Annotated in this window: 17 protein-coding genes; 6 read left to right on the top strand and 11 right to left on the bottom strand. The window is 68.3% G+C overall.

The annotated features are described in order from the left end of the window. Positions 1-15 precede the first annotated feature (15 nt). Positions 16-1,263 carry an extracellular solute-binding protein gene (locus tag QF046_RS10670; RefSeq protein WP_307369541.1) on the bottom strand — a complete coding sequence of 416 codons (1,248 nt, stop codon included), beginning with the start codon at positions 1,261-1,263 and terminating at the stop codon, positions 16-18. Positions 1,264-1,418: 155 nt separating this feature from the next. Between QF046_RS10670 and QF046_RS10665 the strand changes: the two genes are divergently transcribed. Then, positions 1,419-2,270 carry a Gfo/Idh/MocA family protein gene (locus QF046_RS10665; RefSeq protein WP_307369539.1) on the top strand — a complete coding sequence of 284 codons (852 nt, stop codon included), beginning with the start codon at positions 1,419-1,421 and terminating at the stop codon, positions 2,268-2,270. Between the two features lie 25 nt (positions 2,271-2,295). On the opposite strand, the gene QF046_RS10660 is transcribed toward QF046_RS10665, so the two are convergent. Genes QF046_RS10660 through QF046_RS10650 form a run of 3 tightly spaced genes read right to left on the bottom strand, consistent with a single transcriptional unit; the run spans position 2,296 to position 5,156 of the window. After that, positions 2,296-3,303, bottom strand: a complete 1,008-nt coding sequence (locus tag QF046_RS10660; RefSeq protein ID WP_307369537.1) for a hydroxyacid dehydrogenase — start codon at positions 3,301-3,303, stop codon at positions 2,296-2,298. 42 nt (positions 3,304-3,345) lie between these two features. Then, entirely contained in the window at positions 3,346-4,368 is a 1,023-nt protein-coding gene (locus tag QF046_RS10655) for an N-acetylglucosamine-6-phosphate deacetylase (protein ID WP_307369535.1), read from the bottom strand. Further along, positions 4,365-5,156, bottom strand: coding sequence for a 6-phosphogluconolactonase (locus QF046_RS10650; protein WP_307369532.1), 792 nt, complete (start codon positions 5,154-5,156; stop codon positions 4,365-4,367). The genes QF046_RS10655 and QF046_RS10650 overlap by 4 nt, the downstream gene beginning before the upstream one ends. Before the next feature lie 84 nt (positions 5,157-5,240). Here QF046_RS10650 and QF046_RS10645 point away from each other — a divergent pair, with 84 nt between their 5' ends. After that, positions 5,241-6,488, top strand: coding sequence for an AGE family epimerase/isomerase (locus QF046_RS10645; RefSeq protein WP_307369529.1), 1,248 nt, complete (start codon positions 5,241-5,243; stop codon positions 6,486-6,488). 4 nt (positions 6,489-6,492) lie between these two features. On the opposite strand, the gene QF046_RS10640 is transcribed toward QF046_RS10645, so the two are convergent. Continuing rightward, positions 6,493-7,464, bottom strand: coding sequence for a LacI family DNA-binding transcriptional regulator (locus QF046_RS10640; RefSeq protein ID WP_307369526.1), 972 nt, complete (start codon positions 7,462-7,464; stop codon positions 6,493-6,495). 249 nt (positions 7,465-7,713) lie between these two features. Next, positions 7,714-8,055 (bottom strand): TraR/DksA family transcriptional regulator, encoded by a 342-nt coding sequence (locus QF046_RS10635; RefSeq protein WP_307369523.1) that lies wholly within the window; start codon positions 8,053-8,055, stop codon positions 7,714-7,716. Between the two features lie 241 nt (positions 8,056-8,296). Between QF046_RS10635 and gnd the strand changes: the two genes are divergently transcribed. Next, positions 8,297-9,352 (top strand): phosphogluconate dehydrogenase (NAD(+)-dependent, decarboxylating), encoded by a 1,056-nt coding sequence (gene gnd, locus QF046_RS10630; protein ID WP_307369521.1) that lies wholly within the window; start codon positions 8,297-8,299, stop codon positions 9,350-9,352. Between the two features lie 91 nt (positions 9,353-9,443). Here gnd and QF046_RS10625 read toward each other — a convergent pair whose 3' ends face one another. Continuing rightward, positions 9,444-9,668: a hypothetical protein gene (locus QF046_RS10625; protein ID WP_307369519.1), complete on the bottom strand. Its 225-nt coding sequence runs from the start codon at positions 9,666-9,668 to the stop codon at positions 9,444-9,446. A gap of 166 nt (positions 9,669-9,834) precedes the next feature. On the opposite strand from QF046_RS10625, the gene QF046_RS10620 reads away from it, so the two are divergent. Next, positions 9,835-10,752: an AraC family transcriptional regulator gene (locus QF046_RS10620; protein ID WP_307369517.1), complete on the top strand. Its 918-nt coding sequence runs from the start codon at positions 9,835-9,837 to the stop codon at positions 10,750-10,752. 137 nt (positions 10,753-10,889) lie between these two features. Here QF046_RS10620 and QF046_RS10615 read toward each other — a convergent pair whose 3' ends face one another. The 3 genes from QF046_RS10615 to QF046_RS10605 form a co-directional block, all read right to left on the bottom strand. Then, positions 10,890-11,051 (bottom strand): hypothetical protein, encoded by a 162-nt coding sequence (locus tag QF046_RS10615; RefSeq protein ID WP_307369515.1) that lies wholly within the window; start codon positions 11,049-11,051, stop codon positions 10,890-10,892. Continuing rightward, positions 11,048-13,378, bottom strand: coding sequence for a phosphoribosylformylglycinamidine synthase subunit PurL (gene purL, locus QF046_RS10610; RefSeq protein ID WP_307369513.1), 2,331 nt, complete (start codon positions 13,376-13,378; stop codon positions 11,048-11,050). The genes QF046_RS10615 and purL overlap by 4 nt, the downstream gene beginning before the upstream one ends. 257 nt (positions 13,379-13,635) lie before the next feature. Beyond that, entirely contained in the window at positions 13,636-14,295 is a 660-nt protein-coding gene (locus QF046_RS10605; protein ID WP_307369510.1) for a DUF4188 domain-containing protein, read from the bottom strand. 72 nt (positions 14,296-14,367) lie between these two features. Here QF046_RS10605 and QF046_RS10600 point away from each other — a divergent pair, with 72 nt between their 5' ends. After that, entirely contained in the window at positions 14,368-14,982 is a 615-nt protein-coding gene (locus QF046_RS10600; protein WP_307369509.1) for a MerR family transcriptional regulator, read from the top strand. A 76-nt stretch (positions 14,983-15,058) separates the two neighbouring features. Here QF046_RS10600 and QF046_RS10595 read toward each other — a convergent pair whose 3' ends face one another. Continuing rightward, positions 15,059-15,916 carry a helix-turn-helix transcriptional regulator gene (locus QF046_RS10595; RefSeq protein ID WP_307369507.1) on the bottom strand — a complete coding sequence of 286 codons (858 nt, stop codon included), beginning with the start codon at positions 15,914-15,916 and terminating at the stop codon, positions 15,059-15,061. A 100-nt stretch (positions 15,917-16,016) separates the two neighbouring features. Here QF046_RS10595 and QF046_RS10590 point away from each other — a divergent pair, with 100 nt between their 5' ends. Continuing rightward, a complete protein-coding gene (locus QF046_RS10590) occupies positions 16,017-16,784 on the top strand; it encodes an SDR family oxidoreductase (protein WP_307369505.1) in 768 nt (255 codons plus the stop codon). The last annotated feature ends 107 nt before the right edge of the window (positions 16,785-16,891 follow it).

The raw sequence follows: 16,891 nt of genomic DNA, 5'->3' as shown, positions 1-16,891 counted from the left end.
CGCGTACCCTCTGGGTCAGAGGATGCGGTTCACTTCCTCAGCGGCGGCATCCAGTTCCTTCTGCGGGTCGGCGCCCTCGAGCAGCACGAGCTGGATGTGCGGCTTGAGGAGGTCGATGATCTCACGTGCCTTCGGGCTGGCCACGCCGGTGCGGACGAACGGGATCGCCTCTTCGCCCGCGGCCATGATGGGATCATCGGCGTACAGGCCGGTGATGTCGCTGCGCGGAGAGTAATAATTGGCTTCCGGCAGCAACGTGGACATGAAGTCGACATCGGTCAGGAAACGCACCCACGCCTGGGAGGCCTCGGGGGCCTCGGTGGTGTTGAAGATCGACCACCCGCCGACAGTGCCGGAGGCGACCTGCTTGACATCCTTCAGCGTGGCCACGGTCTCGATGGCATCCGCGCCGTGCAGGTCACGGTTGGCGACGATGTTGCCACCGCCGTTGTACGCCACCTTGCCCAGTCCCTGCTGGGACTGCTCGAACGGCGGGATGGTCGCGACTTCCTCGCGCGGAACCCACTCGTTGTCGGCCAACTCCTTGATGAAGGTGAGGGCCTTCACGCCTTCGGCGCTGTTGAAGGTCGCCTCGGTCATGTCCTTGTTGAGCACATCACCGCCCGCCTGCCAGAGGTACTTGTAGAACGTGCTGTTCAGCGTGCCCGTCCCGTAGTAGTTGGTGACGAAGTTGCCGGAGTCCTTGACCGCCGGAGCGATCTCCTTGATCTCCTCCCACGTGGTCGGGCACGGCACTCCGCCCGCGGCCTTGAGTACGACCGTGTTGCAGAAGTCGTTGCCGGCGGTCATCAGCTGCGGTGCGCTGTAGAGGGTGCCGTCGTAGGTCATGGCCTCGAGTGCGGAGTCGTGGAACTTGTCCCAGTCATCGCGGAGGTCATCGAGCGGAAGCAGCAGATCTTCAGCCGCGTACTTCGGCACGAAGTCGGGGTTGAAATACACGACGTCCGGTTCGTTTCCACCGGAGATGGCCGTCACGAGGGCTTCTTCGCGCCCGGCGAACGCCTGCATCTGCAGGTCGATCTTCACCTTCGGGTAGGTCTCGTTGAACTTCTCGATGTACGGTTGCCACCAACTGGCCTCCTTCACCCCGCCAAGGGGGTAGGGCCAGAACGTGACAGTGCCGGAGACGTCTTCCGGGCTGGATGACTCGGCGGGTGGTGCTTCGGTGCCACTGCACGCGGTGAGCAGCAGTAGTGCACTCACTGCGAGGGCACCCGCTGCGGCTGGAGCCTTGTGTCTCATGATCCCTCCATTGGGTTCGGGGCGACGAGGTCCGATCGCGGGAAAATGCAGGAATGCAATCGGTTGCAAGTAACGCTAGTCACCGATAGCGTGGCGTGTCAAGGAGCACCTCACGATGAGTTCGGAGGCGCCGGAGGACTGAAAGGATCTCGAGCATGCCGAGCATCGGCCTGATCGGTGTGGAGAACTCGCACGCCGAACACTTCATCCGGTTTCTGAACCAGGAGGGGCGATACGCCGGATTCCGCGCCACCGCCCTCGCGGGTGGGATGGATGCGCGATCGGAGGCCCTGGCCGAGGCGGGCGGCATCGAAACGATCGTGGACGATGCGTCCGATCTCGTCGGCCGCGTCGATGCCGCGATCATCTCAACCCGCGATGGGGCGCTGCACCGGTCGCAGGCGGAGCCGCTGCTCGCCGCCGGCATCCCCGTTCTCGTCGACAAGCCGCTTGCGACGTCGGTCGACGATGCGGATGCCATTCTTTCTGCCGCTCGTGCGTCCGGGGCGATGGTCTACTCGGCGTCTGCGCTGCGATTCGCCCGGCAGGTCGGCCAGCTGAAACAGTGGGTGCGCTCATCGACCGGGCTGCGTCATCTGCACGTGACCGGGGCGGGTGATGCTGCCGGCCCGTACTCGGGCCTCTACTTCTATGGCATTCACCACGTCGAGGCCGCGCTGGAGGTGCTGGGCGATTCCCCGCTCCCCGATGGCATCCGCGTCGCTGCCTTCCAGTCCGCCGGCACCACGGTGGCGACCGTGCAGCTCGACGAGGTGGTCATCACCCTCACGTTCGTTCCTCCGCACGACGGCGGACAGGTCGGTTTCCACGCAGGTGCTGTGTCGGCGGACGACCTGTGCAACGCCGAGATCGAGCTGGGGCGTGACTACAACGCCCCGGTCCTCAACCGCTTCATCTCCTCGCTGCGGTCAGGTCGCGCTCCGGTGGAGCCTGTCGTGATGCGGACGCCGATCGTCCTGATGGAGAAGATCTGCGCGGCCCTCTGAGGCGTTCTGATCGGGGCAGCGGGCGTCACCCCAGGCGGTGGTAGTTCTCCGTCGTCACCTCAGACCGCAGAGTTCCATCGCGCAGGAAGGCGTCGACCTCATCGACGACGTGCGCACCCTGGGCGAATCGTGCCTGGACGGTACCACCGGCGACATGGGGCATCAGGATGGCATTCTCGTGGCCGAAGAACTCACTGTCGGGGTTGAGCGGCTCGTTCGTGAACACGTCCAGGGCCACACGCAGCCGGCCGGCCTGCACTTCCTTCAGCAGCGCCGCTTCGTCCACCACCTGGGCGCGTGCGGTGTTGATGACGATGGCGCCATCGGGAAGGCGGCGGAAGTGGTCGGCACCGATCATCGACTCCGTCTCCGGGGTGGAGGGTGCGTGAATTGAGATCACATCGCTGGTGCTGCACAGCTCCTCGAGCGAGCACAGCTCGACGCCCAGTTCCGCCGCGCTCTCCGCCGAGGTGTACGGGTCGTATGCGCGCAGTCGCGTCGCACCGAGCCCTTGGACCATCTTGACGAAGTGCCGACCGACGCGACTCAGCGAGACGATGCCGATGCGCTGCGCCGCGATGCTCTGCCCCAGCACCCCGAAGCCGCCCGCCTTCCAATCCCGGCTCTGCTGGAATCGGCGGTCGTGCCACACGACGTTGCGCAGGTGCGCGAGGGTGAGAGCCAGCGCCATCTCGGCGACGGCGAGTGCCATGGCATCCGCTCCTCCCTGCGCCAGCCGAACGGCTCCGCCCAGGGTCGCGACGGGGAACAGGTTCCGCACTGATCCGGCGCTGTGCACGGCGAGGCGAAGGCGGGGGCCGTCCAGAATCTCCGGGGGGAAGGGCGCGGTGGTCCACGAGGTGATGAGCACGTCGAACTGCGTCGCGATGTCGTGGGGCACAGGAACCCTGCCGTCGCGCTCCTCGCCGTGCACGACCTCGCCGAGAGCGCGCAGGCGGCTCTGGGCTTCCGCGTCGTAGAGGCGCGCGAATTCGGGTTCGGTGATCGCGACGAAGACGCGTGTGCTCATCATTCCTTCTTCTGTGGAGGTCGGGGTTCTGTGGAGGCCGGGGCTCTAGCTCTCGAACACGGTGGTCTGCGACACGACGACGCGGCGCACGTGGACGCCGTCGTCGAGGTCCACGTCGACGCGATCCGGGTCTGAGGATTCGGGCCGGCGCAGCATCCGCGCGGGATTGGATGCCGCCATGATCAGCACCTCGTCCTCGGTGAACGGGAGATTCGCAAGCGCCCACTCGATGCAACCCCGCAGGGAGGTCCCTGATCCGGCCAGCAGTCCGGTTCCGCTGAGCGACAGTCGGCCATCGTCAGCGACCGTCACGTCGCCTCCGACCGGAGTGGAGTATCGTCCGGGCGGGCAGCCGGCCAGCGCCGCCGAATCGGAGGTGAGGATGCTGCGTTGCAGCCCCTTCGCGCGGATCATGGCGGTGAGGGTGTCGGCCGGCAGGTGGTGCCCGTCTGCGATGAACATCGCCGTGAGATCGTCAGCGGCCAGCTGCGCCCACAGGTGGTTCGGGTGGCGCGGGAGCATCGGATGGATGCCGTTGCCCAGGTGCGTGGAGAGGCTCGCGCCGGCATCGATCGCCTCGCGGACCTGCTCGAGGGCGGGTGCGCAGTGGCCGATCGAGATGCGGATGCCCTGCGCTTTCGCAACGGCGATGTACTCGAGCGCCCCTGCGCGCTCCGGTGCCAGGGTCACGATGCGGATCAGGCCGTCGGCCGCCTGCTGCCACCGTTCGAGCTCGGCGATGGAGGGATCACGCAGCTGGGCGGCGTCGTGAGCACCGCGCGCGCCGTCTTCGGGGCTGAGTGACGGCCCTTCGACGTGGATGCCGGCGATCGAGTGCGCGATCAACGGATCCGACCTGCGGGCCTGGACGATCGCCTGGAGAGCGTGCAGGATCCTGTCTTCGGATGCCGTGATCACCGTCGGCAGGTAGGAGGTGATGCCCTCGGCCCAGAGCGCCTGCGTGAGCGCGACGATCGTATCGGCCGTGACGTCGTCGGAATTGACGTCGAAGCCGTGGAACCCGTTCACCTGCAGGTCGACGAGTCCTGGCCACGATCGCACGCTCATAGCTGGAGGCTAGTGTCCGAACGGCGGGTCTCGCGATTCAGGCCCGTCGCAGCCGCGTCGTCGAGGAACCAGGTGACGTCGGGATGCGTGCGCAGGTAGCTCGCCGGGCTCGACGCGTCGACCGGTCCCTGCAGGGCTCGTGCAACGGCATCCGCTTTGTGTGAACCGATGACGCTGCACACCAGCGATCGGCCGGAGAGCAGAGCGGGCACCGTGAGCGTCAGGGCCTGCGTGGGTACTTCGTCGAGGGTTGCGAACAGCTTCTCGTCCACCTGCTGGCGGCGGGACGCATCGTTCAGCGTGACGACGCGTGCGATCTCGGGATCGTCCGGATCGGACGTCCCCGGCTCGTTGAAGGCGATGTGACCGTTGACACCGACGCCCAGGCAGACCAGGTCGATCGGCGCCTCGCTGATCAGCGCACCGTAGCGCACCGCCTCGGCCGCCGGCCTGCCGTGGGTGCGGATGCGTTCGAGTCCGGCGTGCGCGGCGACGGGCAGGCGCTCTTCGAGCCAACGACCGAAGCTGTTGGGGTGGTCGGATGCGAGGTTCAGGTACTCGTCCATGTGGAAGGACCGCACCAGGCTCCAGTCGATCCCCGGCTCCTCGACGAGTGCTGTCAGCATGGCCTGCTGAGAGGGCGCGCTGGCGAAGATCACCCGGGCGTTGCCGCGGGTGGCGAGGGTGTCGCGGATGACAGATGCGGCGCGACCGGCCGCTTCCCGCCCTGCGATCTCGACGGATGTCGCGACGTGGATGCGAGAAGCCGCCGACGGGATCTTGTCCATGGTCATTCCTTTGCAATCGGTTGCAAGCTACACTACGGGAAGGTCGTCACCGAGGTCAACGGGGCGACGCGCGGAGGGAGCAGAATGACGCACGAGGCCCGGAGACACCTCGAGCAGGTCGTCCTGCCGTTCTGGACGAGTCGTGGAATCGACGACGAGTTCGGCGGCTTCCACACCTGTTTCGACAATCGCGGACGCGACCGGGTGGCCGACGACAAGTACACCTGGTCGCAGGGCCGCTTCATCTGGCTCCTCGCTCGCGCCGCCGAGCAGTCCGGACGTGGCCTGCTCGAGGTGCCGGATGCCGACGCGGAGCGGATGCTCGACTGGGCGCGGCGCGGCGCGGTATTCCTCCAGGAGAACGCCGTTCACCCCGACGGCACGTGCGACTTCGCGCTGAGTCGCGACGGCGCGCGGCCGGTCACAGGTCAGCCGTCGCGCAGCGTGTACGCCGACCTCTTCGCGGTGATGGGCTTCGCCGAGCTCGCCCGGGTGTCGGCTGACCGTACCTGGATCGCCCCTGCTCGCAGCATCCTCGATCGCGCCATCGCAGACATCCGTGAGCGCACCGCACCCACTCCGCCCTACGCGATCCCTGCGGGACATCGGGCCTTCGGCCCGCACCTGATCCTGCTCAACGCACTCGGCGTGTTCACCCAGGCGGAGCGCGCGCTCACGGCATCCAGCACGCGCGACGACGCTCTCGCCCGCGAGATCGACACGGTCATGTCGTTCCGCACCGAGGACGGAAGCTTCGCCGAGATGCCGCGTCTGGATGATGCCGGTGGCGACGATCTGATCACGCGACACCGGGTGCCGGGTCACGCGCTCGAGGCCATCTGGATCGCTCTCGATGCGATCGATCTGGTCGGCGGTGATGCACAGACGCATCGTCAGTCGGCGCTGGACTCGATACGTCCGCTGTGCGAACTGGGCTGGGACGACGAGCTCGGCGGCATGCTGCGCTACGCCGATGTCGCGGGTGGCGAGCCGCGCGGATCCACGCAGGATTCGCCGTACGAGCAGCTCGTGCGGCGCACCTGGGACACCAAGCTGTGGTGGGTGCACACGGAGGCCGCGGCGACCACGGCCATCGCCGCACGGCGGCACGGGCGCGCGGACTGCGACCCCTGGCACACGCGCATCTGGGACTACGCCCTTGCGACGTTCCCCGGCGGTGAGGACGGAGAGGAGTGGGTTCAGATCCGCAACCGTGACGGCAGTCCGCGCGACGAGGTCGTCGCGCTGCCGGTCAAGGACCCGTTCCACATCGTCCGCAACCTCATGCAGCTGATCGAGCTGGATGCAGAAGGCCAGGCGCCGCGGCAGTGAGCGATCAGCGCGCCTGGCCGCTGGACTGGCGGGGGATGAACTCGCCCTCCAGGCGCACGTTCGACGGTCGGTCACCCGCGATCGCCGCGTGCATGGCAGACATGGCCTCTTCGGCGAGGCGCTCGTTGGGCGTCGACACCGTACTCAGTGAAGGTGTGACGGCCCGCGCCAGCAGCACGTCGTCACAGCCGATCACCGAACGGTCATCGGGTACTCGCTGACCGGAATCCGCGAGCCCGGCGATGACGCCGCACGCCGTGAGATCGTCGAACGCGAACGCGGCGGTCGTGTCGGTGTTCAGCAGCGCCTCGGCCGCAGCCCTGCCGCCCTCGTACGAGGCGTCGAACGGGCCGAGCTCGGTGAGCACGACATCAGTTCCGGCGGCCCAGGTGCGAATCGCCGCGCGCCGCTGCTCGGCCGCCCAGGAGCCGATGGTTCCGGACAGCAGGGCGACGCGGGTGTGACCCAGCGCGCGCACGTGATCTCCGGCGTCATGCAGTGCACTGGTCATGTCGCACACCACCGAGGGGATGCCCTCGACCTCACGGTTGAGCACCACCGTCGGCATCGAGCCGATAGCCTCGCGCAGCGCCTCATCGGAGGCGAGTGGGGAGGCCAGCAGGATGCCATCGGTCTGGGCTCTCAGCCGCGCGATAAGAGAGGCCTCTGCGTCGGCATCGCCCTGGGCGTCGACGAGGATGACGGTCGATTCGCCCGCCGCAGCCTGGATCTCGCGCACCAGCGGCGGGAAGAACGGGTTGGTGATGTCGGGCACCAGCAGGCCCACGGCACCGGTGCTGCCCGTCGCGAGCCGCCGGGCGGTGCGGTTCGGCTGGAAACCCAGACGGTCAGCGGTCTCGAGGACGCGCTGTCTGACATCGTCCTTCACGAGGTCCGGACGGCTGAACGCCCGGGACACTGTAGACGCGTGCACACCGAGTTCCTCGGCGATCGAGTAGATCGTCACCTTCGCCACGACGGTCCCCTCTCGTTGCGACCCCGAATCCGGCAACCCTGCCGAACGACGGTCGTTCGCCGTTCCATATATCCCCATCCTGCACCCGGCGCACCACGTTCCAGTTCGCCGTCGGCCGCGGGGTGACGATCGAGATCGCCGCACGGTCGGTGGGTACTGACGGACTCTATCAAACCCCGAACCACGGTTGCAATCGGTTGCAGCTGGCACACGCCTGCGTCTGGTCCCCGAGCGCCGAAGCGGTTGCAGTCAGATGGCCTTCTCCGCACACGGCACGCACAGCTCCGCGAACGGGCGCGCGTCCAGCCGTCCCGCCGGGATCGGTTTGCCGCAGCGCGCGCAGATCCCGTAAGTTCCGGCATCCCACCGCTTCAGCGCGTCGTCGAAGCGGCGCACATCGTCGGCCGCGGCATCCGACAGCCCCGACAACCGCGACCACTCCGATGACAGCGTCACACCCTCGGGGTCGTGCTCGTCGTCATCGTTGGAGCCCCTCCGGTCCTGCACGAGTTCGGCCAGGGCGGATGCTGCGGCGTCGGCGCGCGCGACGGCATCCGCTCTCCGCCCTGCGAGCACCTCGCGACTGATCATGCCCACACCCTACGTCGCTCAGCCCTCAGCGCTCTGCCTCGCCCTCTCGCCGTCTCGCCTGGGGAGGAGATCTCCCGCCGGGGAGGAGCTTCCCGCTCGATCTCTCCTCCCCAGAGCGAGTTCTCCTCCCGAGCGGATCCCGACCGATCGCTTACGACAGCCGCCGTGGGACCCGCCCCGGCTTGCCTCAGGCCCGACGCGGGAGGACGATGGGAACGCTGTACTGACGCGAGGAGAAGCGATGCAACTGGGAATGATCGGACTCGGCCGGATGGGCGCGAACATCGTGCGGCGGCTGATGCGCGATGGGCACGAATGCGTCGCGTACGACGTGAATGCGGATGCCGTGAAGGCGCTCTCCGAGGAGGGCGCGACGGGAGCATCCGATCTGAAGGACTTCGCAGCCAAGCTGCAGACCCCGCGCGTGGTGTGGCTGATGGTGCCCGCCTCGCTGACCGGGGAGATCGCCGAGCAGGTCGCCGAGGTGCTCGAGCCGGGCGACATCATCATCGACGGCGGCAACTCGAACTACCGCGACGACGTGCGCCGCGCGAAGGCGATGAAGGAGAAGGGCATCGAGTACGTGGATGCCGGCACCAGCGGCGGCGTGTTCGGACTCGAGCGCGGGTACTGCCTGATGGTCGGCGGGTCGGATGCCGCGGTCAGCCACATCGAGCCGCTGCTGAAGACCATCTCGCCCGGTGTGGGCGAGATCGAGCGCACTCCCGGGCGCACCGGCGAGCTGACTCCAGAGGAGCAGGGCTACCTGCACTGCGGACCGTCAGGCTCAGGGCACTTCGTGAAGATGGTGCACAACGGCATCGAGTACGGCATCATGGCCGCGATCGCCGAGGGCCTGAACATCCTCAACAACGCGGATGCCGGCGTGCGCGAGGCCGAGCACTCGGCCGAGATCGCCCCGCTGGAGGAGCCGGAGTACTACCAGTTCCCCATCGACACCGCCGCGGTCTCCGAGCTGTGGCGCCGCGGATCGGTCATCTCCTCGTGGCTGCTCGACCTGACCGCCACCGCACTCAACGAGAACCCCACGCTCGACGGCCTCGCCGGTCGTGTGTCCGACTCCGGTGAGGGCCGCTGGACCGTCAAGGCCGCGATCGACGTGGGCGTGCCGGTGCCGGTGCTCGCCGCATCGCTGTTCGAGCGCTTCGCCTCGCGCGACGAGGACCAGTTCGCCAACCAGGTGCTCTCCGCGATGCGCCTGCAGTTCGGTGGACACAAGGAACTGCCCGCGGGTGATGTGCTCGAGGCCGGCGGCCGCAAGTCCGACACCGCCTGAGTCGCGCTTCTGACCCTGTCTCGCAGGTCGCATATGGCCGCTTCCCCGCGTGGGAGGCGGCCATTCGCGTCTTGCGAGCGGGGGAGAGTGTTCAGTCCAGCGGCTCGGGTGGCCGCTCGGGCTCGGGCTTCTTCACGAGGAACAGCAGGATGCCGCCGATCGCGAGCAGCGGTCCGATCACGAAGCCGATCGGACCCAGGCCCTGGTCTGCGGGGACGCCGTTGACCAGCTGACCGAGCGCGGGAGCCGTCAGCACGACCGCGGCCACCCACAGCGCGATCGCGGTCATGAGGAACGGACGCTTGCGACGGGCCATGTCTCCAGCCTACGGCGGGGCCCGCTCGCCCGTGCATGTGTGCCACATGGCCTCTCAAGTGTGAGGGAATGCGTCAATGTGGCACACATGGCCGCGAATGGTGAGACTCGCCAACCTCCGCAAGACCGATCAAGCGCGCCCGAACCCACCGGATCATGATGGAGCCATGAGCACATCATCCGACACGTTCGCCGCATTCGTCGATCACCTGGCCTCGGCCATGCACGACGACGAGGCCGGCAAGCTGACCGGCGATGAGCTCGCATCCAGGATCGGCTTCTCGCGATTCCACTTCGACCGGATGATCCGTTCGGTCGCCACGGAGCCGCCGGCCGCGTTCCGCAGGAGGATCCTGCTCGAGCGCGCCGCGTTCCGGATGCTGACCACCGACGCCGCCCTGCTGGACATCGCGGTGGATGCCGGATACGGCTCGCACGAGGCGTTCACCCGCGCGTTCACGCGTGCCTTCGGCACGGGCCCGGCCGTCTGGCGGCAGCATCCGGGGCAGATCCGCATCCCGGCGGCGAGTGATGTGCATTTCCACCCACCGGGGAGCATCCGGCTCCCCTCGAGAGGAGCAGTGAGTGACATGGACCTGATCACACGGATGGTGGAGCATCACATCTGGCTGACCGGCGAGATGATCCGGGTGGCCGGACCGCTCGACGCCGAGCAGCTCGAACAGCCGATCGGAGGCGTGCCCGATGAGGCCGACCAGACGATCAGATCGCTGCTGGCCCGGTTGACCGGTCAGATGGCGATGTGGAATGCGGTGATGGCCGGCCGCAGCTACGACCTGTCCATCGAGGCCGATCAGTCGCTGAGCGAGCTGCGGACCATCCTCGACACCGAGGGCTCCGCGTTCCTCGCGCACGTGCGGGAGGTGATCGCCGAGGACCGGCTGGACGAGACGTTCGTGGATGCCATGACCGAGCCCGCGCAGATGATCTCGTACGGCGGGAACATCGCCCACGTCCTGACCTTCGCGGCGCACCGTCGCACGCTCGTGTGTCTCGCGCTGGCATCCCACGGCCACGACGAACTGGGTTGGGGCGACCCGCGGTTCTGGGTCGTCAGCGCCTGACCGCCAGCCTGTTGCGCGACCCACCAGGCAACGCGCGACCCACCACGCAAGCGACCGTCATCACGGTGGTGGCTCGACGCTTGCCTGGTGGCTCGGCGCACGAGGGCGTGCGCGTGCTCAGCGCAAAGGGCCGCGCCTCACGGGAAGAGCAGCGTCGCCAGGCTCGCCCCGCCGCCGCCCACGATGAGCGCGACGATCGTGATCCAGGCGACCAGGCGGATGCGATGCTTGCGGCGCTCGAAATCGCCGTAGTCGTCGTCGGAGTCCACCTTGTCCACCGCCTCCATGACCTCGGTCACGCCGACGCCGCGGTGGGCTCGGTGACCGTCGGCCCGAAGACGCCCGGCAGGGTCGCGCGGGAGGTGGAGCGCAGCTCGTCCACCGTCAGGGTGAACACGTCCTGCACCTCGAGAGCCGGCTCGGAGTCGGTGACGCCGATGCGCAGCACCGGATAGTCGCGTCCCTCGCAGAGGCCCCGGAACTTCACGTCGTCCTCACGCGGCACGGTGACGATCACGCGGCCGGTCGATTCGGAGAACAGAGCGGATGCGGCATCCACCCCGTCGCGCTCCATGAGCTCGGTCAGCCACACGCGAGCGCCGAGACCGAAGCGCATGACGCCCTCGGCGAGGGCCTGGCCCAGCCCGCCTTCGGAGAGATCATGCGCGGAGGAGATCAGCCACTCGTCGCGCGCGGCGGAGATGAGCCCGGCCAGACGCTTCTCGCCGGCGAGGTCCACGGTCGGCGGCAGCCCGCCCAGGTGGTCGTGCACGACGTCGGCCCACGCCGAACCCGACAGCTCGGTCGCGGTGGTGCCGAGCAGGTAGATGTTCTGCCCCTCGTCCTGCCAGCCCGACGGGATGCGGCGCGAGACGTCGTCGATGATGCCCATCACGCCCACCAGCGGGGTGGGGTGGATCGGCACGTCGCCGGTCTGGTTGTAGAAGGACACGTTGCCGCCGGTGACCGGGGTGCCAAGCTCGAAGCATCCGTCGGCCAGACCGTCGACGGTCTGCCCGAACTGCCACATGACCTCGGGGTTCTCGGGGGAGCCGAAGTTCAGGCAGTCCGTGATCGCGGTGGGCTCGGCGCCGGTGACGGCGACGTTGCGGTACGCCTCGGCGAGGGCCAGCTGCGCGCCCGCGTACGGGTCGAGCTGGCTGTAGCGGCCGTTGGCGTCGGTGGCGATCGCGAAGCCCAGGCCCGACTCCTCGTCGACGCGGATCATGCCGGCGTCGTCGGGGAAGGCCAGGGCCGTGTTGCCGCCCACGTAGTAGTCGTACTGGTTGGTGATCCAGCTGGTGTCGGCCAGGTTCGGCGAACCCAGCAGGGCCAGGAACTGCTCGCGCAGCACGGCGGGCTCGTTCGAACGGGGCAGCAGCTCCGCGGCATCCGCCTGCAGCGCGTCGATCCACGTCGGGTACGCGACCGGACGGTCGTAGACCGGGCCGTCGACCGCGACGGTGGACGGGTCGACGTCGACGATGCGCTCGCCCTGCCAGTCGATGACGAGGCGGCCGTCGCCGGTGACCTCGCCGAGCACGCTGGTCTCGACCTCCCACTTGTTCACGACGGCGAGGAAGGCCTCGAGCTTCTCGGGCGCGACGATCGCCATCATGCGCTCCTGCGACTCGCTCATCAGGATCTCTTCGGCCGTGAGCGTGGGGTCGCGCAGCAGCACGTTGTCGAGCGAGACCTTCATGCCGGAGTTGCCGTTGGCGGCCAGCTCGGACGTCGCGCAGGAGATGCCGGCGGCGCCGAGGTCCTGGATGGCCTCGACCAGCTCGTCGCGGTACAGCTCCAGGCAGCACTCGATGAGCACCTTCTCGGCGAACGGGTCGCCGACCTGCACGGCGGGACGCTTGGTGGGTCCGCCGTCGGCGAAGGTGTCGGATGCCAGGATGCTGGCGCCGCCGATGCCGTCGCCGCCCGTGCGAGCGCCGAAGAGGACGACCTTGTTGCCGACGCCCTCGGCGTTCGCGAGCTTGAGGTCCTCGTGGCGGAGGACGCCGACCGCGAGCGCGTTGACGAGCGGGTTGGCCTGGTAGACCGAGTCGAAGACGGTCTCGCCGCCGATGTTCGGCAGGCCCAGGCAGTTGCCGTAGAAGCTGATGCCGGCGGTGACGCCGTGCACCACGCGCGGAGTGTCGGGGTGGTCGATGGCGCCGAAGCGCAGTGCGTCCATCACGGCGACGGGGCGTGCGCCCATGGAGATGATGTCGCGGACGATGCCGCCTATGCCGGTCGCCGCGCCCTGGAACGGCTCGATGAAGCTCGGGTGGTTGTGCGACTCGGCCTTGAAGGTGACCGCCCAGCCCTCGCCGACGTCGACGACACCGGCGTTCTGGCCCATGCCGACCATGAGGCGCTTCTTCATCTCTTCCGAGACCTTCTGGCCGAACCTCTTGAGATAGTTCTTCGAGCTCTTGTAGGAGCAGTGCTCAGACCACATCACCGAGTACATCGCCAGCTCGCCAGAGGTGGGGCGGCGGCCGAGGATGGTCTTGATCTGCTCGTACTCCTCCGGCTTGAGGCCGAGCGCCGCGTACGGCTGCTGCTTCTCCGGAGTCGCGAGGGCGTTCTCGACAGAGTCGGGAACGTGGGTGGTGGGGGTGTTGGCGGTCACGCGCACTCCAAAGGAAGGGGCCGAGCGGGCGAGACCAGTCTATCGGCGCGCGGAGGAGCGGATGCCGGGGAGTCGGCGGTGCGGCATCCGGGGTGGGCTTGGATCAGAAACGTCGCTGCGCGGGCTCATTCGGCGGCGTTTCTGATCCAGCCCGGCGCGGAGAGATGGAAAGCGCTGGTGCGAGCCCACTCCCGCCGACGTTTTCCATCCGTTCCGGCGCGGGGAGATGGAAAAGGTGGGTGCGGAGGCTCGGGAACCTACGTTTTCCATCTGTGCGGACGGGTGCGGGTGCGGACGGGTGCGGGTGCGGACGGGTGCCTGTGCGGACGGGTGCGGGTTCGGACGGGTGCGGGTTCGGACGGGTGCCTGTGCGGACGGGTGCGGCCGGATGCCGGTGAGGGCGTCCCGCATCCGGCCGGCGTCAGGATGCTGAACCGGCGGTGCGCCCGCTCTCGTAGCGCTGCCGGGCGCGGTCGCCGCGGTGTCCGACCTCCACGAGCGCCGTCGCATCGGCCAGTCCCATCGACCGGGTCGACACGTAGACGCTCTCGGCTCGCTCGACGAGGAAACGTCTCGTGCCAGACCCCGACGGCTCCGGGCGCCTTGTGGGCGGCCCGGTTGAACGCGGTCCATGCCGGCCGGTGCTCCTGCGAGGGTGCCGAGGCGTACGCGTACAGCTGGTCGATGGACGACCAGTACTGCACGACGTACGGGCCGCCCCGGCCGAAGAGGAGTTCGTACCCGAGGAAGCCGGACTCCTTGTCGGTGGACAGCTCGCGCAGCATCCGGGGCATGGCGAGGAACGCCGGCAGCCACAGATCGGGCCGCCACCAGCGATTGATCTGCATTCCGATGTGGAAGACGACGAGTTCGCCCTCGTGCTGGTGGGTCATTCGACCCGTGACGACTTGAGACATGGCATCCTCCGATGACTAGATAGCGACACTATCCATAATGGATAGCAGTACTATCGATGTCAAGGGGTGGGCATGAAGATCTCAGAGCTTTCGGCACGAACGGGCACTCCGGTCCCGACGATCAAGTACTACCTGCGGGAGCGGCTGCTTCCGGAGGGTGCGCGCACTGCGCCGACGCAGGCCTCCTACGGCGAGGCGCACGTGCAGCGACTCGGCGTCATCCGGGCGCTCGTCGCGGCGGGTGTGAGCATCGCCGAAGTCCGTCGGGTGCTGGAGACGCTCGATCACCCACCGACGAGTGGACACCAGCTGCTCGGTTCGGCGCACGCGGCCATCACCCCGCCCGCCGATGACTCGCTCGACCTGACCGCCGCCGAGGAACTGGTCGCGGGTCTCGGGTGGAAGCGCGGCATGTGCGACGACGCGGTGCTGCACGGCGTCGCCCGGGCACTCGACGGTCTGCGTTCCGCGGGCTTCGACGTGCCGCGCGAGGTCATGCCGGCGTACCTGAAGGGGATGCGGGAGATCGCGGATGCCGAGATCGCCGGTGTCCCCACCACGTCGCCTGAGGATGCCGTGCGGTACGTCGTTCTGGGCTCGGTTCTCCCCGAGTCGCTTCTGCTGGCGCTGCGGCGGGTGGCGCAGCAGGTCGCTTCATCGGAGAGGTTCGGCGCGGTCGAGCTGTGAGCGGCCGGCCCCCTTGCGTGTCGATCCGCGGGCGGGGCGGATGCTGCGGGGGCGGATGCTGCGGGGCGAAGATGCCTCAGGGCCGCTCGGCGGGCGCGCTGAAGCGCTGCGCGCCGAGCACACTGAGCAGTCGGAGCTTCTCCTCCGCCTCGCTGCGCGGGGCGGGGGTCAGGACGAGCAGTGCCTGCCCGCGGTCCTCGGTGAACAGCACCTGGCAGTCGACTTCGATCGCGCCGACCTCGGGGTGCAGCAGGATCTTGTGGTCCGCGAAGCGCTGGGCGACCTCCTGCCGCTCCCACAGCTCGCGGAACTCCGAGCTGTGCCGTGATAGTTCGGCCACCAGCATCCCGGTCTGCGATCGCGCGCCCGTCGTGGCGTAGGCCGCGCGGAGCCCGGCGACCTGTGCGCGGCTGTTGCGGGCGTGGTCCTCGCGCGGATAGTGGGATCGGGCCTCGTCGGGATGCATGAACCAGCGGTAGGGCTCGTAGCGCTCAAGTCCCGCAGCGCCGACGTGGTCGCCGAGGAGCGCGGCGGCCAGCGCGTTCTGCAGCAGCGTCTCGCCGAGGTTCGAGATGATCAGTGCGGGCGTGTCGGTCAGTCGGGCGAACACGCGCTGCAGGGCGGGCGCGACGTGTTCGGATGCGGCGATGCGATCGGGCACCGCGTGCCCGGCCATCCGGTACAGGTAATCGCGCTCGTCGGCGGTGAGTCGCAGCGCGCGGGCGATCGAGGCGAGCATCTGCGTGCTGGGCTGCGGACCCCGCTGCTGCTCGAGCCGCGTGTAGTAGTCGGTGGACATCAGGGCCAACTGCGCGACCTCTTCGCGGCGCAGGCCCGGTGCGCGTCGGCGCACGCCGGTGGACAGTCCGACGTCTCCGGGCTGCAGCTGCTCGCGGTGCCGACGCAGGAAGTCGGCGAGTGCTTGACGGTCCATGTACCCATCATGCGCGCCCGCCGCCGCGGCATCCAGGGATCGCCGATCCCCCGATGAACGGACTCTGCCGCGCCTCCGCACACGGCAAGACACTCGATCCATGCGAATCAACGGAAACACCATCTTCATCCCCGGAGCGACCAGTGGCATCGGTCTCGCCCTCGCGCAGCGTCTGCATGATGCCGGCAACACGGTCATCGTCGGTGGACGCCGCACCGAGCTGCTTGAGCAGGTCGCGGCGCAGCATCCGGGCATCGATACCGTCAGGATCGACACGGCGGACGCGCAGTCGATCGCGGATGCCGCCGCGCAGGTCATCTCGGAGCACCCCGATCTGAACGTCCTCATCACCATGGCGGGCATCATGAATGCCGAGGACTGGACCTCGCCCGCCGGCGCGGTGGCGTCGGCCGAGGCGACCGTCACGACGAACGTGCTCGGGCCGATCCGGCTGATCACCGCGTTCCTGGACCAGCTGATGGCGCAGCCGGATGCCACGATCATGACCGTCTCGTCGGGGCTGGCGTTCGCGCCGCTGCGCGCGACGCCGAGCTACAACGCGACCAAGGCCGCGATCCACATGCTGACCGAATCGCTGCGCCTGCAGCTGGCCGGCACGAGCGTGCGGATGCTGGAACTGGTGCCGCCGTCGGTGCAGACCGAGCTGGTCGCCGGACACAGCGACGACCCGATGGCGATGCCGCTCGACGAGTACATCGACGAGGTCTGGGGCCTTCTCGAGGCAGAGCCCGAGCAGGGTGAGATCCTCGTGGAGCGGGTGAAGTTCCTGCGTTACGGGGAGGGCCGCGGAGACCAGGCGCAGGTCATCGAGGCACTGAACGTGGCCGAACCGATCGCCGTGGCCTGAGCCCGGGACTCGGCAGAACGCTTCAGGATGCTTCGGGCGTCCGCACAGATGGAAAACGCTGGTGAGAGACCTCTCTTGCCAGCGTCTTCCATCTCACCAGGTGCGCG

This window comes from Microbacterium sp. W4I4 (assembly GCF_030816235.1).
Lineage (GTDB): Bacteria > Actinomycetota > Actinomycetes > Actinomycetales > Microbacteriaceae > Microbacterium.
Note: the sequence above shows the minus strand (reverse complement) of the source record. Positions and strands in the feature narration are given on the sequence as shown.

What these genes read in the sequence shown, in the direction of transcription:
- QF046_RS10650 (WP_307369532.1), bottom strand. Translation starts at nt 5,156, where the DNA reads ATGGACAAGATCCCGTCGGCGGCTTCTCGCATCCACGTCGCGACATCC.
- QF046_RS10590 (WP_307369505.1), top strand. Translation starts at nt 16,017, where the DNA reads ATGCGAATCAACGGAAACACCATCTTCATCCCCGGAGCGACCAGTGGC.
- gnd (WP_307369521.1), top strand. Translation starts at nt 8,297, where the DNA reads ATGCAACTGGGAATGATCGGACTCGGCCGGATGGGCGCGAACATCGTG.
- QF046_RS10605 (WP_307369510.1), bottom strand. Translation starts at nt 14,295, where the DNA reads ATGTCTCAAGTCGTCACGGGTCGAATGACCCACCAGCACGAGGGCGAA.
- QF046_RS10600 (WP_307369509.1), top strand. Translation starts at nt 14,368, where the DNA reads ATGAAGATCTCAGAGCTTTCGGCACGAACGGGCACTCCGGTCCCGACG.
- QF046_RS10655 (WP_307369535.1), bottom strand. Translation starts at nt 4,368, where the DNA reads ATGAGCGTGCGATCGTGGCCAGGACTCGTCGACCTGCAGGTGAACGGG.
- QF046_RS10645 (WP_307369529.1), top strand. Translation starts at nt 5,241, where the DNA reads ATGACGCACGAGGCCCGGAGACACCTCGAGCAGGTCGTCCTGCCGTTC.
- QF046_RS10635 (WP_307369523.1), bottom strand. Translation starts at nt 8,055, where the DNA reads ATGATCAGTCGCGAGGTGCTCGCAGGGCGGAGAGCGGATGCCGTCGCG.
- QF046_RS10670 (WP_307369541.1), bottom strand. Translation starts at nt 1,263, where the DNA reads ATGAGACACAAGGCTCCAGCCGCAGCGGGTGCCCTCGCAGTGAGTGCA.
- QF046_RS10595 (WP_307369507.1), bottom strand. Translation starts at nt 15,916, where the DNA reads ATGGACCGTCAAGCACTCGCCGACTTCCTGCGTCGGCACCGCGAGCAG.
- QF046_RS10620 (WP_307369517.1), top strand. Translation starts at nt 9,835, where the DNA reads ATGAGCACATCATCCGACACGTTCGCCGCATTCGTCGATCACCTGGCC.
- QF046_RS10665 (WP_307369539.1), top strand. Translation starts at nt 1,419, where the DNA reads ATGCCGAGCATCGGCCTGATCGGTGTGGAGAACTCGCACGCCGAACAC.
- QF046_RS10625 (WP_307369519.1), bottom strand. Translation starts at nt 9,668, where the DNA reads ATGGCCCGTCGCAAGCGTCCGTTCCTCATGACCGCGATCGCGCTGTGG.
- QF046_RS10660 (WP_307369537.1), bottom strand. Translation starts at nt 3,303, where the DNA reads ATGATGAGCACACGCGTCTTCGTCGCGATCACCGAACCCGAATTCGCG.